Source organism: Bacillus hominis (assembly GCF_030348325.1).
Classification (GTDB): domain Bacteria; phylum Bacillota; class Bacilli; order Bacillales; family Bacillaceae_G; genus Bacillus_A; species Bacillus_A hominis.
This window is the reverse complement of sequence record NZ_JAUCFS010000005.1, coordinates 2,233,749-2,248,180: the sequence shown is the minus strand read 5'-3', so window position 1 is coordinate 2,248,180 and position 14,432 is coordinate 2,233,749. Positions and strand designations below refer to the sequence as shown.

Here is a 14,432-nt window from a genome sequence, read left to right as displayed (position 1 = left end):
TAATAGTAACTTTTCAATCTCAACACTCTTCACTCTATGAAAAAATCAAATCACTTGGAAAAATCCAAGTGATTTGATTTTAACTATTCACCCGATTATACAATTCAAGTAGTTCCTCTACAGGAATATTATTTATTTTCATACCAGTTAGATCACTATTTTGTATTTCAACATTTTTTAGATTACTATTATTTATTTTACTACCTTCAAAGTCGCATCTTTCAAAAGAAATAGGCTCCTTACCCTCTCCAAGGTTTGTATCTATGAAATGAACTCCACCTAATGTCACTAATTTAAACTTACTATTAGATAAATTCAAGTCCGTATATAGAGAGTTCTTTAAATTTATATTTTGGAACTTTGAATGACTAAAATTACAATTACTAATATGGCTATTCATTACATTACTATTAGTCAACGAACTCCCTTTTAAATTTACTTGGTAATACTCTGTATTTGCCATATTACAGTTTTCATATTGTCCACTTCTCATATCTTTATTTCCAACTAAATTCCCTTCAGTTACAGATCTCTTCATACGTTTTATATAGCAATACTCATCTTCCGTTTCAAAAATTGTTTCATAGCCCATTTTTTTATAAAAGTAATGATTATTTATTTGCCTGCTAGATGTCTCAAGATCCCAAATCCTTACGTTTTGGAATTTCTCTTCTATTAAGTTTATAACTTGTGATCCAATCCCCTTTCCTTGATGTATAGGATCTACAAATATACGATCAATTCTACCGTAAGACTTACCAGAAATCGTAACTATAATTCCCCCGATAATTTCTTCATCCATCATCACTTTAAAATAATCTAACTCTTCTATTGAATACTTAGTCATTTCAACCAAAGAATATCCTGGTGGTTGAATGTTGTAATCAATTACATGCTCTTGGTCACACAACCATTGTTTTGCTTCTTCATCAAATGTTCTTTTCATTATTGCTGTTAACTTTTCAGCGTCTAAAATTGTAGCTTTTTCTATAGATATTATCGTCATTTTGTTTTCCCCTTTAATGTTACAAACCAATAATTTATTTAATCAAAAACGTTATTGAATTACTTTTGTTTTTAATACTTTTCCCATTATTACATACGGAACATCATTTCCACTTGGATGAAATGGCTCTAATACATTCACCCAATCTAATCTTTTATATAAAGAACGTGCTCTCTCATTGTCTATTTGTGTTGTTAAAACACTCGTTTTATTTGAAATTCCTTCTAATAATCCATTATGTAATTTCGTTCCAAGACCTTCATTTCGATATTGTGGGTGGACTGCTAACTCTACAAATTCAAAACAATCTTGTAACCATAAATCTACTTGCTCCAAATTTAAAGCTTCTCTCATTAATTGATTATAGTACTGTCCTTCCAAAGAACGATAACCATAAGTAAAACCAACTATTTCATTTTCATCATTTATTGCTACTGCTCCTTTAAAATCTGTATATCCCATATGTCTTGTAATTCGTTCTACCATTTCATCAAAATTTGTTTTATTAAATACTTTACAATATAGTTTTGCCATATTAATAATTATGGCTTCATCTTTTCGTATAGGTAATATTGTCATTTTCCCACTCCTATTTTTAGTGATTGTATTTACCAGCACTTGTAAATAATTATAAAATAAAGAATATTAAAACGAAATATATATCTTCTTATTAATTTACTTAATACAATAAATCTACACAATAAAAAGCTCTGAAGCATATTCACGAATAAGTTCATGCTTCAGAGCTTTTGTATATTTCATGTTGTTCATTTATTAAGCACCTTCCGTGCCATAATCTTCAATTGTTAACTTTACATTATATTTAATTGGAGTCTTACTAAATACTTTATCCCAATCCTTTTCAACTTTCTTCCATACTTCTGGATACTCGATTTTCAATCTAGTGTTAAAGCCAGCAACGTCAGTTTTATATTCCTTTTGAATTTTTTGCAATGTATGTTTCACTAATCGCTTCACTTCTTGCTCCGCTGCTTGCTCCGCTCTTTTGAGAAATGCATTTTTAAAAGCTTCCTCTGACTCAGACCAATTTTCGGTTAACCGACCTACAGACTGAACATTGACGTCGAAAGATATTTTATCTCCTTTAACATGGGGCGTAATTTTACTTTTTATAGATTTCACTTCATACATAACTAATTTTTTCGTCTTTTTATCATAACTTTTCACCAAGCCACTTTTCCCTTTTGCAGTAATCCACATTAAGCCTTCTAATTCATTCTCGTTCAAAAAGCCCCGGAGTTTTTTTGTACTCCCTTTCATAATAGCTGCACCTACATATTTCACTTCTCCGTTTATGGAAATCACATTCGGTAAAAGAAAACTCGCACCAGATTTCACCTTTCCTGGTAGTTTTGCAAGTGGCATAGGTGGTAAAATTCGTGAGGATCTATATTGATTATCCTCGATTTCAATCAAGCGAAATGCTGGAATTTCCCCAGATTCTTTCGATTCTAACACATCACTAGCTAGCCCTTTACTAACCATAATAAAGCAACTAGGTCTCATCTCATTATCACGAACATAGATGTCCAATAACTGCGTTAAATTATATGTTCGGGCGATACTTTCACTAACAACTATTACTTTCGTATGATGAAAAATGATAGGCCGTTGTCTTCTTAATGCAACTTCACGTATTGATTGATGAAGAGAATCACTTGTTTCTGCAACATTCATATAAGCTTTTTGTTGTGATACTCCACCTTTTCCTCCGTCTGATGATGATTGTGCTTTAACAAATTGATAGGTGGTTGTTATTAAATTCTTCTTTTTATATCCACCGCCCTTTTCTTCAATTTCTTTCTCAATCTTTGTTTCTTTTTCTTTATCTATTGCTAAACCTACGGCGAAACCTAGCTCTTCAATTTCATGACTACTCCAGCATCCTGTAAGTAATAAGAGAAAAAGTATTGACGTTATTCTTATAATAATTTTTCTACTGTTAACATTTTGGTTCATGCCTTTTTTTCCTCCTCTTCGAAATCATAAGGAGAAGAAACGGGAGAATACCAAATAATATTATCGCTGCGTTACTAATCAAATTTCCAAATTCAAATAACTCATTTATATTTTTTGGAACTTCAGCAATGATATATATGACTGGGAGTAATCCATACAAGAAGGAATGAATGTTTTTATTAAAAAGTTGTGCTAACCCTAAAGCAGCTGCATAATAACAGATTGTATATGTTGCAAAGATTTGCATAATCCATATCACTAATAGTAAAGATTCGAACCGTTCAAAAATTAAACCTTGAATTTCAAAACTTCTCATAAGGTCAATTGTAGGCCATGTTCTCAGCAATACACCATCGATAGAAAACGCTCCTATAACCATTACTACTGTAATAACATAAAAAAATAAAGGAATCGTAGTGCCAATTATAACAACTTTTACTGCTTGAGACGGTTTCTTCATAAATGCTAAAAGTAACAACATAATTTCAACACCCGAATATGCCATAGTTGTTGTTTTTAGGCCTTTTAATGCCGGAACAATCCCTAATCCTAATACAGGACGAAGATTATCGAGTTCAAATATTCCTATACTCATAAAAGATGTCACTAAAAAAATAAAAACTGTAATTGGAAAAATAATTTCAAATAAACGTGCTATCGCATTTATTCCGCCTAGATTTAAATACAGACTTATCCACATGAATGGTATAAGAATAGCCCAGTCAGGCGTACCTTCTAATAGAAAGAAACTTGTTATACCTTCCAACGTTCTAAGTTCAAAGGAAGAAAGTGTTAAAAAGTAACCGATAATCAACAAACTAATTAACACTCCAAGCCATTTCCCTACAAGTTCTTGGCTATATTGATAAAATGTTTTTTCAGGAAATTGTTGACTTAACTTCACGATAATTATGCCTGCAACTATCGCAATTAATCCTCCTAAAATAACCGTTATCCAAACATCAGGAGTTTGCACTTTCTCAGCTGCTGTTCTAGGTAAAGTGAGGATTCCGACAGCAAGTATATAATTGATAAGAATCACAGCTGCTTGTGAAGTGGGAATTTTGTCCTTTGAATTCATAATCATTCCTCTTCACTTCCTTTCCGTACATAGTCTTTTAAATTCAACATTTTTGGACGTCGCTTCATCATCTGAATTGGCATACGAACAATAAAATCCTTCCAATCGGTAAATTGATATAAGACAGCTGGGCTAGCATAAGGTACACCAAAACTTTTAAGCCTTGAAATATGACTGCATATAAATAAGAAAAATAGAATAACTCCATATAATCCGAATATAGCAGCGAAAAACATAGCTACAAAGCGAAGAATACGTAATGGAATTGCTGTACTATAATGAGAAAGTGCAAAAGAAGAAATAGCTGTGGCCGCCACAACAATTACCATTATTGGACTCACAATTCCAGCTGATACAGCTGATTGCCCAATGATTAATCCTCCTACAATTCCCATCGCTGAACCAATAGGCTTAGGTAGTCGTAGCCCTGCTTCTCGTAAAATTTCAATTGCAATTTCCATAAATAATCCTTCTATAATTGCAGGAAACGGGACGCCTTCTCGCCCTCCTATAATTGAAATGGCTAACTTAGTTGGAATCAATCCAGGATGGAATGAAATAAATGAAATGTACAGAGCGGGAGCAAATAGAGAAATAATAGCCGTTCCAAAGCGCAATAACCGAATCAGCGTACCTGGTATCCAGCGTTCATAATAATCTTCGGGTGATTGCATCATCATGCTAAATGTAACCGGAACAATTAATACAAAAGGTGTTCCATCCAATAAAATTGCAACCCTTCCTTCCATTAATGCAGCGATAACTTTATCAGGACGTTCCGTACTCTGTACTTGCGGGAAAGGACTAAGATAATTATCTTCAATAAGTTGTTCTATATAACCTGATTCTGGCACATTATCAATATTAATTTTCTGAATTCTCTTCTTAACTTCTTCTACTAATTCTGGATCAGCAATTTCTTTCATAAAGGCAACGACCAACTCTTTCTTGGCCCGTTCTCCTACATGAAATTTCATTAAAGATAATCCTTCATTTTCACCATGTAACCGCAACAAAGCAGTATTATCCGACAAAACTTCTGTGAAACCTATCCGTGGACCTCTGACCGAGCCCTCAGATATTGGCTCTTCAATATTACGTGTTTTTCCTTTTTTTGTATTAAGTATAAATACATCTGACAATCCATCAATTAATAATGCTGTGGAACCAATTAACACTTTTGACATCATTTTTTGTGCAGATTGCATCTCTTCCACGCCACTAATAGGAAGCACTCGGTTTTTAATAAACTCTTTTGAAACTCTTTCTTCCTTATAAGATGATTCATCTTTATACTCATCAAAAAAATTACACATTAATGATTTCATAATGTGCGTATCAATAAGATCTTTATCTGACAGCCCTTCTACAAAAACAAGAACTGCCCGGATGCTAGTCCCGCCGATATTAAACTCTCGACAATACACGTCCGAATTATCAAGAGCTTCTTTTTTTATGACCTCTAAATCTAAGTTGAAATCACCTGTAAAATAGTCTTCAGAAACTTTGGTCGTGTTATTCTCATATGCATTGCCTTGTTCTTGGCTTTGATTAACTATTGAATCCTGCGCTTTCACCTTCATCACTCTTTCTCAAAAAACTTCCTATACTACTCTTCTTTACATATCAATATTTATTCTCACTTAAATGCCCCGTATAGTTCGTTATATTATTCTTTTTCTAATGTGCGAATCCAACTAAAAAATCTTGAAATTATATATGGAATGAACAGTGCGATAAAGGCTTGTATAAAAACTTTCCACTCAGGTACATACGAAACAATCGTGTCCCACATTTTAATCATCCTATAACAATACATAATTTTAGAAATTCCTCACTCAATTGGAATTTCTTATGAATTATTATGTCTGTTAAGAAAAATTTTAATGCACTTAAAACTTCGTCATACATTTACTCTATATTTTTCGAAGCCTGTTCAAAATGACCATTCTTTATCATCCCAACAAAAAAGAAGGTTGCCTAAAAATCAGTTTTACTGACTTTATCGGCAACCTTCTTTTATAAAGTATCTTCTTTTTGTAATTGCTTTTCTTCTTTCCAAAGCTTTCCTGGCCAAAAAGCGAAGCGTCCTAAAACGACTGTAATCGCAGGCACAAGCAGTGGTCTTACAATAAATGTATCTAGCAATACACCGATTGCTGTCACAATACCAAATTGAACAAGAACTTGAATTGGTAACGTACCTAATACTGCAAATGTTCCTGCTAAAATTAAACCTGCGGATGTAATAACACTGCCTGTTTGTATAACGCCATTTTTAACTGCTTCTAAATGATTTTGTTTCTTTTTATTCTTCCATATTTCAGAAATCATAAAGATATTATAATCTTCTCCTAAAGCAACTAAAAATACGAATGCGTATAACGGTATCGCTCCTTGTATTGCCGGAGTTCCCATACCAAAATGAAGTAAAATCCATCCTGCTCCTAACGCTGAAAAGAATGATAAAACAACAGTTACAATTAAATAAACCATTGCGACGATAGACCGTAAATAAACTAGCAATAATAAAGCGATGATACTAATCATCACGGGAATAATAACCGCTTCATCACGTTCCGTTATTTGTTTTGTATCATACAATGAAGCTGTTTCTCCCCCAATCCACAATTGATCTTCAGCATTACTAATCCCAGCAGTTTTTAATACCTTTTCTACACTACTTTTTAATTGAGGGATTTGATCTAATGCTTCAATTGAGTACGGATTTTCTGCTAAAGAAACTTCATACATTTTGATTTGATTATTTTCTTTTCCCTCTTTTGGCTCTTTCACCGTATTTACAAAAGAAAATTTCTCTATCTCTTGTTTAATAGGAAGATTTTTTCCTTTCGTATCAACCACAATTTTTACAGGTGCTAATTCACCAGCTGAAAAATGCTCACTAATTAACGTAAATCCTTCACGTGAAGGCATATCCTTTGGAAACGATTCTAATAGATCATAAGTGTATTGAATACGTGGTACAAATGAAGCCAATCCACCTAATACAAATACAGTTAGCATAATAATTGTCCACGGTCTTCGTACTACAATATCTCCAAGTTTTTTACTAAATAAGCCTTTTGATTTTTTGACTTTTATTACTTTCTTTTTCTTTCTTGCAAACTCCTCATTCATCGAAGTTGTTCTCGGTATAAACGGGAAGAATGCAATCCTACCGAAAATTAATAAAAATGCAGGAAGAATTGTTAAAGCTGCGATTCCCATTATAAATACAGCAACACTAAATGGTACTGCAAATCGATGAAAGGCACCATAATGAGCAAGTAATAATGTTCCTAACCCAAGTACGACCGTTAATGCACTCATTATAATTGCCCCGCCAGATGCTTTAATCGCAAGTTGCAATGCTTTATATTTACTTTCTTCTTCTAACAAGTACTCTCTATATCTCGAAATTAAAAATAGACAATAGTCCGTTCCAGCGCCAAACAATAATACTGTCATGATTGATATCGCTTGGGCATCTACTTTAATCCATCCATGATCAACTAAAAAACCAAGTGTCGGACTAATAATACCGTATGCAAAGCCAACAACAAGTAAAGGTAAAATTGCTAAAATTGGTGAACGGTACAGTAAAATTAATAAAACTAATACGAGTAGTACAGTAGCAACTAATAATTTCACATCTGCTTGACTAAATAAACTAACTGCGTCCGTTTGAATCCCTACAGGTCCAGATAATCGAACATGTAAACCGGAGTCATTTATTTTTTGTTTGAATGGATCTACATCCACCTTACTATTCACTACTTTCCGTAACTCTTCTAAATTACCTTTTAATACATCAGTTCCAGCAGCCTTATTAAAGAATATAGGTGTTACAAATGATGTACCATCTTTTGATACACTTTTCAAAAGTACTTGCTCTGGAATTGTATCAAATGGTGGTAATGTTGATTGTTCTTTTAAAGGACTAGCCTTTAATTCTTTATAGACGTCTTGTATTAGTTTATAGTCTTTTGACTGTAATCCACCATCTCTATGCCATACTACCAGCAACGGATTTCCTGCATTATTAGGAAATTCTTTTTTCATAACTGCTTCAGCTTGCTGTGACATAGCTGTTTCAGGTAAATTTTTCGGATTCGGTTCTTTCGTACTGTTTACTTGTGGTAACGTAAATGAAAGTACTAATGTAATAAGAATCCAAACCGATAAAGTTATCCATTGCGTATGCTTCCCTGCTACAAGCCTCCCTAACATATGTAACGGGTGCTTTTTCATAAAAACCCACCTTCCTTTTTCCATCCAATATTAATTATATATACTGGTCAGTTAATTAATCAAGAATGTTTAAAAATTATGTTATAATTAACTCAATAATAAATGTCAGGAGCGAATGTATTTGGAGCACAAACAACGTCCTCTCGGAAGGCCTCGTCAAAATAAAAATACAAAATCTACAAAAGAACTGATTTTAGAAGTTGCAACTCGGTTATTTCTTACTCAAAATTATCAAGTAGTTTCAATGGATGAGGTCGCGAAAGAATGCGGTGTTACGAAAGCAACCGTCTACTATTATTATTCAACAAAAGCCGATTTATTTACCGCTACTATGATTCAAATGATGATACGTATAAGAGAGAATATGGATCAAATACTTTCCACGAATAAAGCTTTGGAAGCAAGATTGTTAGACTTCGCTAAAGTATACTTACACGCAACGATGGATATTGATATGAAAAATTTTATGAAAGATGCAAAACTGTCATTATCTGAAGAACAATTGAAACAATTAAAAAATGCAGAAGATAACATGTATAAAGTATTGGAAAAAGCACTCGATAACGCTATTAACCTTGGAGAAATACCTAAAGGAAATCCTAAATTTTCTGCCCACGCTTTCGTAGCTTTATTATCAATGGGGAATTTTAAGGATGAGAATCACAATCCTATTACTGCAAATATAGATGAATTAGCAAAAGAAATCGTTTCTTTTTATTGGAATGGACTAAGTAATTAATACTAAATAGATTTCCTTTAATAAAAGAGCATGTTTGGTATAATTCAAACATGCTCTTTTATTATTTATATACTAGTAATTAGATGATACTTTAGCACTATTTAACAAAAAAATTTTATCCTCAACTTTTACAATTTTTGAAGTTGAACATTTATATTCTCCTTACTTAATCCCCCATGGTAACAAACTACAGATTCGATATCTAGATTTAAATACTTCTCTAAAGACTGTTGTGCTTCCTTTACATTTAGTGTAGTTGGGGCATGAACTCCTCCTAACTTTCCATTCACACTATACATAGAGTCCCCAGCGACAAGAGTTTTACTTTGTTTCAAATATAAACTGATATGACCCGGAGTGTGCCCTGGAGTATGGAGAATTAGTATCCCACCGCAATACGGAAGTTCTTGCCCATCAATCACAGTAGCACTTACTTTTCCTTTTGGTGGATTCTCTACATTTCCATCTTTCAATAAAGGTAAATCCCCCTCAATATATGGCTTATCTAGCTCGTGCGCATAAACTTTAATATCGCTTACACCGTTCTCTAATAATTCAGGAAGGCTACCTATATGATCTATATCCTGATGCGTCAAAATCACGACTTTTAGCTTTTCAAATGATACCCCAACCCTCTCCATCTCTACTTGTATATCTCTAAATTGTCCAGGAAATCCAGTATCTATTAAAACTGCCATTTCATCATCCCATAAAAGAATCGGGTGAATAATATACTCTTGAAACTCAAGATGTAGCATTCCTACTCCTTTAGCAATCTCCATACAGTAATTCTCCTTTATAATGAAGTTTGAAAATATGTACGATTACACCGAGAATTTAAAACCCTGCTATCTTATAATTTGTTTTGTCATCCCAATAGAGAATGCCTGAAACCCTATAGCTTCATAGTAAGATTGCAATTTATCTACACACATTAGTTGCGGAATAACTTTGTTTTGTTCACAGTGCTGGATTAATCGTTCTACTATTTCTTTTCCAATACCAATGGACTGATATTCTGGCAATACACATACACCACAAATAACACCTGTTATTACTCCATCGGATATAACACGCCCCATCCCAATTAATCGTTGCTCTTTAAAAGCATATATTGCATACCAACTTTGTTTACACATTTGTTCCAATTCATTAACCGTTAATTTAAGAGAATTCCATCCTAAAGATTCGTATAAGACTAATAATCCATTAAAATCTGTAGGATGTTCACTTGTGTAGCGTATACTATTTTCCATGTAATACTCCCTATTCTCTGACTTGTTTATATTTCATAAAACTACCCTTTATAAAAAAAATTTGATCGACGTGAAAATAACTAGTACAAACTTCAATAAGAAAAATAGAATTCCTTCTCAACATAAAATAAAAAGAAGTTACCTCACCTGAGTTAACTTCTTTTATATAAGACTATCATTATATTATCAACCAAAAATCATACAGCTACATACGATAAGAACAAACAAAACTAATAAACTATTTGAGAAATAACCCATAGAATACTACCCCTTTATTTAATTATGTAAAAGATTTTATCATAAAATGATTTACAACATAATAACTGAAAAAGACATTGCATTCATTAGTTATATATGTTTAGTAATATTTTTTTTTACAATTGGTAAGAAATTTCACATTTGGTAACGCTATCTAACGGGCTTTTGAGCAGCACGATGGACGTCAACAAGATCGTAGTTTCATTGCACTTGAAAACGCTGCAAAATAACAAAGATATACTAGGATTTAATTTCATCATAAAAGAAATCAAAAGACTCAAAAATAAAAAACTCATATTGCTCTTTCTATAAACCTTATTAGCACAAAACTCCTTTTGGTTTCTATATAAGGATAATTAAATGTAATAGAAGGATATACCTTATAAAAACATTTCCTATTAATAAAATACTAATGATTATAGGCTATTGTCGGTATTTTATTAATACACTTTAATAAATAAATTTTAAAAACCATTGTACATGCTCATACATAAATAAAAAAAACGAATATATTGACATTGAATAGTTTTAAAAATCTAAAGTAATTTCAAAAAGGAGATTAGATAATATGAGCGAACAATGTCCAATTAATGTACCATGTCAGGTAGACGGACGAACTCAAACACCATTAAGTGATGCGGCAGCAACACCAATTCTTACTCCGGGAGCACCGATTGTAAAAATACCAGTTGTATTAGCAGAAAGAACGATTCAAATTGTTGTAGAATCTGATATTTCATTAGATCCTCCAGCAGTTGAAATTAAACGTATCTTAAAAAATGCATTTTTAACACAATGTAAGTTAGTTCCTGTAGCATTTACTCCAGTACCAGGTACAAATTACCGCCGAGTTACAAGAGCAAAATTATTTGTACAAGGATATATTCGTAAAAACATTGAATATGCAAATGACGAGTGTAATGGAGTGCTATATGACCGCATTGCCAATGTTCCATTTTCAGGTTTTGCTGATTTAACAGCTGGTGATTTTCTATCACAAGCTATAGTAGCGGCTTCCTCAGATACTACTTCTCACTTTATTAATCCTAAAAATGGTGATCTACCACGTTTAGACAAATACTTCTTCGAAAATACAGTTTTTTATAATGAACAACCGTATTGCGAATTAGTCAGCGCTCAATTTTTCGAATTAGACTTTTCACCTTGTCCAACAGACCTAAACGAACCATTTGAGACTCTTCGTGAAAAAATTGTACTAGATCTTACTTTAAAAGTTTTACAAGTACAACAAGTACAAGTTTAAAATAAAAAAGCACTCATTTTGAGTGCTTTTTTATTTTATAAATTTGTAAATAAGAGCCCTTCTTATTGTTCAAAACCAACCTACTTAAAAAGAAAACTATAAAATAAAATGAAATGGAATAAGTGAGCTTTGTTTTTTACTACCAATAATGAAACCAACATGGACAGACGTACAAGCAAAACATACTCATTTTCCCTTTAAATTCGTTAGACCCTATCCTTGTTTATATGAATAGCTTTCTTATTCGAAAATAGATTTTTAAAAATTCCTACCCCTACAATTAATACACCTATTCCAACTAATTTATTTATTTGTATTGGAACGCTCTCCATTCCAAACAATCCCAATGTATCGATACATAATGCAACAACTAATTGAGTAATAAGACTAATTAACACCGTATACGCTGGACCTAAACTCTTTATTGCACCCATTATACAAATAATTAATCCAATGCCAAACAATCCGCTTATATAAAACAAATAGTTTGTAGTATAAAAATTAATGCTAATACTTTTCTCTGTTATGATATAAAATAGAACAGAACTCATGAGACCTATTCCAAGAACACATGCAGTTGTTAACCACTGTCCTACATTTTCATTCACTTTCGTATTAAAAACAGATTGTAAGCTAATTAATATTCCAGCTAATATAGCTAAACTAAATCCAATCAAAATCTTCCTCTCCCTTTCATTACTCATATATATTATCTTTAGCAACTTCCTTCATTCCAGAAAGATCTTTAATTACAATAACTCCATTATCCTTTTCAATTAATTTTTCTTTATAAAATTTTTGTAACACCCGAATTACGTGCCTATAACTTACTCCTACAAAATCTGCAATACTTGATACAGAAGTTGCATCCAAATCCTCTTTATACATATTCCCGTTACTATCTGTTGAAATTGAAAGTAAATAACTAGCTACACGTACTTCTACTGAATAAAGTAAATTTAGAGCTGTAAAACGAGTCGATATTTTTAACGTATTCGCAATGTTTTCAAGCAGGAAATTTATAAATATAGGATCATGTAATAACTTATTTCTCATTACCGTATTAGAAATGGAGATAGCTACAACATCTGAACAAGCTTCAACAACATTATGTGCTTTGCTATTTTGTATTAATTCAATATCACCTACAATTGCCAATGGATTGATAAAGCGAAGGATTAGCTTCTTTCCTTCTGGTGTAATCGTGTACACTTTTACTTTACCTTTAACAACAAAATACAAACGATCCATTTCATCATCTATATTGCAAATAAGCTTGCCTTTTTCAAAATGATTTACTTGAAAATAATCAGTACTTATTCCTGAAAAAATTTCAAGCATATTATAAGCTTTCAAATATTGAATAATTAAGTCTGATTTATTCTCCACTTACAGTCCCTTCTTTCCTTACATATTAAACACAACAATACCTATAATCATTACTATTGTTCCCACAATATGATATCTCTCCATCTGTATCTTTTTTATTTGAAATAATCCTTTCATTTCAATAAAGGTTGCTGTTAACAATTGAGCAACCATAAGTGTTCCAGCTGTCAATGTAACTCCCAGTGAATATATCGCCATAGTTTCTGCACAAATAATTAATCCACCAAATGCACCAGCTGCTAAATATACTTTTTTCACACCCTTTAAATCAGTTACTTTCTCTTCTTTCTTTAACAAAAATACAGTTGTTGCAATAAGGAACCCCATTAAATGAGTTATAATACTTGTTGACCATATGCCGATATGTGAACTAAGTTTCGCATTAAAGGTTCCTTGGAGTGTTATAAATACGCCAGCAAAAACAGCAAATACAATACCTTTCAAAAAATCATCTCCTAATCTTCTATTTCTGACTTAATTAAAAGCTATAATCCTACAAAGGCAAAAGGACAAATGTCACATCACTATGAAAATAACGAGAAATGAACAAAAAAACACACCTCAAAATATTTGAGATGCGCCTTTATAGAATGATCAATATATAACATTTAACAAATTAAAACTACGCTATATTAACAGGTTTATTCTTCATAACAAACTTTGCAAATAAGAAACGCACAAGTGGCCCCATAATAATTAATTGTAATGGATACGCCATAATGAAATTTTTAATAAAAATTGAAAAGTAAATAGCAACGAATGAGTCACCATGTAACCCATTATGTAAATACATCATAGCCATTCCGTAAAATGACATAAAGAATACCATTCCGATTACCATTGTTGTTGCCATCGCAATAATTATGTTTACTTTTTTTGATTTATCAAATGGTAATGCAAATACAATCTTTTTCGCACACGGTCCAACGATACATATTTCAATTAATAGCGCAATAATAAATCCAATTATTAGTTCTAATACGATCTCCTTAATATGAATTGGCCATCCTGCTCCATTCATTAATAAATTGTAAAACGTCATAACGATAACCATCCCGAGGCACATCATCATACCAAATTGGAGGTTTTCCTTTCTTGTTGTTGGCAATTTCCATCATCCCTTCTCTTTGAGTCTTTGTCATTATATCGATATTGGAAACCTCTTCGTAAGTGAACATTTTGTGAACGTTTCAAAAGCGTTTACG

The 14,432-nt window shown here is 32.3% G+C and carries 14 protein-coding genes; 2 read left to right on the top strand and 12 right to left on the bottom strand.

What is annotated here, in order from left to right:
* Positions 1-79: 79 nt before the first annotated feature.
* The 6 genes from QUF93_RS14090 to QUF93_RS14065 form a co-directional block, all read right to left on the bottom strand.
* Positions 80-1,006, bottom strand: a complete 927-nt coding sequence (locus QUF93_RS14090) for a GNAT family N-acetyltransferase (RefSeq protein ID WP_289375464.1) — start codon at positions 1,004-1,006, stop codon at positions 80-82.
* 51 nt (positions 1,007-1,057) lie between these two features.
* Positions 1,058-1,585, bottom strand: coding sequence for a GNAT family N-acetyltransferase (locus QUF93_RS14085; RefSeq protein WP_002119374.1), 528 nt, complete (start codon positions 1,583-1,585; stop codon positions 1,058-1,060).
* A gap of 195 nt (positions 1,586-1,780) precedes the next feature.
* A complete protein-coding gene (locus QUF93_RS14080; RefSeq protein ID WP_289375462.1) occupies positions 1,781-2,986 on the bottom strand; it encodes a Ger(x)C family spore germination protein in 1,206 nt (401 codons plus the stop codon).
* On the bottom strand, positions 2,970-4,073 hold the full coding sequence (locus QUF93_RS14075; protein ID WP_289375460.1) for a spore germination protein: 1,104 nt from the start codon (positions 4,071-4,073) through the stop codon (positions 2,970-2,972). The genes QUF93_RS14080 and QUF93_RS14075 overlap by 17 nt, the downstream gene beginning before the upstream one ends.
* On the bottom strand, positions 4,070-5,650 hold the full coding sequence (locus tag QUF93_RS14070) for a spore germination protein (protein ID WP_289375458.1): 1,581 nt from the start codon (positions 5,648-5,650) through the stop codon (positions 4,070-4,072). Before QUF93_RS14070 ends, QUF93_RS14075 begins: the two co-directional genes overlap by 4 nt.
* Positions 5,651-6,086: 436 nt before the next feature.
* Positions 6,087-8,321, bottom strand: coding sequence for an MMPL family transporter (locus tag QUF93_RS14065; protein ID WP_289375457.1), 2,235 nt, complete (start codon positions 8,319-8,321; stop codon positions 6,087-6,089).
* Positions 8,322-8,442: 121 nt separating this feature from the next.
* Between QUF93_RS14065 and QUF93_RS14060 the strand changes: the two genes are divergently transcribed.
* The gene (locus QUF93_RS14060) at positions 8,443-9,060 is read left to right on the top strand and encodes a TetR/AcrR family transcriptional regulator (RefSeq protein ID WP_289359140.1); all 618 of its coding nucleotides are present in this window, start codon (positions 8,443-8,445) and stop codon (positions 9,058-9,060) included.
* A gap of 128 nt (positions 9,061-9,188) precedes the next feature.
* Here QUF93_RS14060 and QUF93_RS14055 read toward each other — a convergent pair whose 3' ends face one another.
* Entirely contained in the window at positions 9,189-9,842 is a 654-nt protein-coding gene (locus tag QUF93_RS14055) for an MBL fold metallo-hydrolase (protein WP_289375456.1), read from the bottom strand.
* Positions 9,843-9,908: 66 nt separating this feature from the next.
* A complete protein-coding gene (locus QUF93_RS14050) occupies positions 9,909-10,316 on the bottom strand; it encodes a GNAT family N-acetyltransferase (protein WP_289375455.1) in 408 nt (135 codons plus the stop codon).
* Between the two features lie 826 nt (positions 10,317-11,142).
* On the opposite strand from QUF93_RS14050, the gene QUF93_RS14045 reads away from it, so the two are divergent.
* Positions 11,143-11,838: a CsxC family protein gene (locus QUF93_RS14045; RefSeq protein ID WP_289375454.1), complete on the top strand. Its 696-nt coding sequence runs from the start codon at positions 11,143-11,145 to the stop codon at positions 11,836-11,838.
* A gap of 206 nt (positions 11,839-12,044) precedes the next feature.
* Here the strand turns inward: QUF93_RS14045 and QUF93_RS14040 are convergent, their stop codons facing one another.
* The 4 genes from QUF93_RS14040 to QUF93_RS14025 all read right to left on the bottom strand — a co-directional run bounded on the left by QUF93_RS14040 (position 12,045) and on the right by QUF93_RS14025 (position 14,335).
* A complete protein-coding gene (locus tag QUF93_RS14040; protein ID WP_289359138.1) occupies positions 12,045-12,515 on the bottom strand; it encodes a DMT family transporter in 471 nt (156 codons plus the stop codon).
* 19 nt (positions 12,516-12,534) lie between these two features.
* Positions 12,535-13,227, bottom strand: a complete 693-nt coding sequence (locus QUF93_RS14035) for a Crp/Fnr family transcriptional regulator (protein WP_289375452.1) — start codon at positions 13,225-13,227, stop codon at positions 12,535-12,537.
* A gap of 18 nt (positions 13,228-13,245) precedes the next feature.
* Positions 13,246-13,671: a DMT family transporter gene (locus tag QUF93_RS14030; RefSeq protein ID WP_289375450.1), complete on the bottom strand. Its 426-nt coding sequence runs from the start codon at positions 13,669-13,671 to the stop codon at positions 13,246-13,248.
* A 178-nt stretch (positions 13,672-13,849) separates the two neighbouring features.
* Positions 13,850-14,335 (bottom strand): DUF2798 domain-containing protein, encoded by a 486-nt coding sequence (locus tag QUF93_RS14025; protein WP_289375449.1) that lies wholly within the window; start codon positions 14,333-14,335, stop codon positions 13,850-13,852.
* Between the last annotated feature and the right edge of the window lie 97 nt (positions 14,336-14,432).

Coding starts and splice junctions, on each gene's coding strand:
- QUF93_RS14085 (WP_002119374.1), bottom strand. CDS start 1,585: ATGACAATATTACCTATACGAAAAGATGAAGCCATAATTATTAATATG.
- QUF93_RS14075 (WP_289375460.1), bottom strand. CDS start 4,073: ATGATTATGAATTCAAAGGACAAAATTCCCACTTCACAAGCAGCTGTG.
- QUF93_RS14050 (WP_289375455.1), bottom strand. CDS start 10,316: ATGGAAAATAGTATACGCTACACAAGTGAACATCCTACAGATTTTAAT.
- QUF93_RS14055 (WP_289375456.1), bottom strand. CDS start 9,842: ATGGAGATTGCTAAAGGAGTAGGAATGCTACATCTTGAGTTTCAAGAG.
- QUF93_RS14080 (WP_289375462.1), bottom strand. CDS start 2,986: ATGAACCAAAATGTTAACAGTAGAAAAATTATTATAAGAATAACGTCA.
- QUF93_RS14090 (WP_289375464.1), bottom strand. CDS start 1,006: ATGACGATAATATCTATAGAAAAAGCTACAATTTTAGACGCTGAAAAG.
- QUF93_RS14065 (WP_289375457.1), bottom strand. CDS start 8,321: ATGAAAAAGCACCCGTTACATATGTTAGGGAGGCTTGTAGCAGGGAAG.
- QUF93_RS14070 (WP_289375458.1), bottom strand. CDS start 5,650: ATGAAGGTGAAAGCGCAGGATTCAATAGTTAATCAAAGCCAAGAACAA.
- QUF93_RS14045 (WP_289375454.1), top strand. CDS start 11,143: ATGAGCGAACAATGTCCAATTAATGTACCATGTCAGGTAGACGGACGA.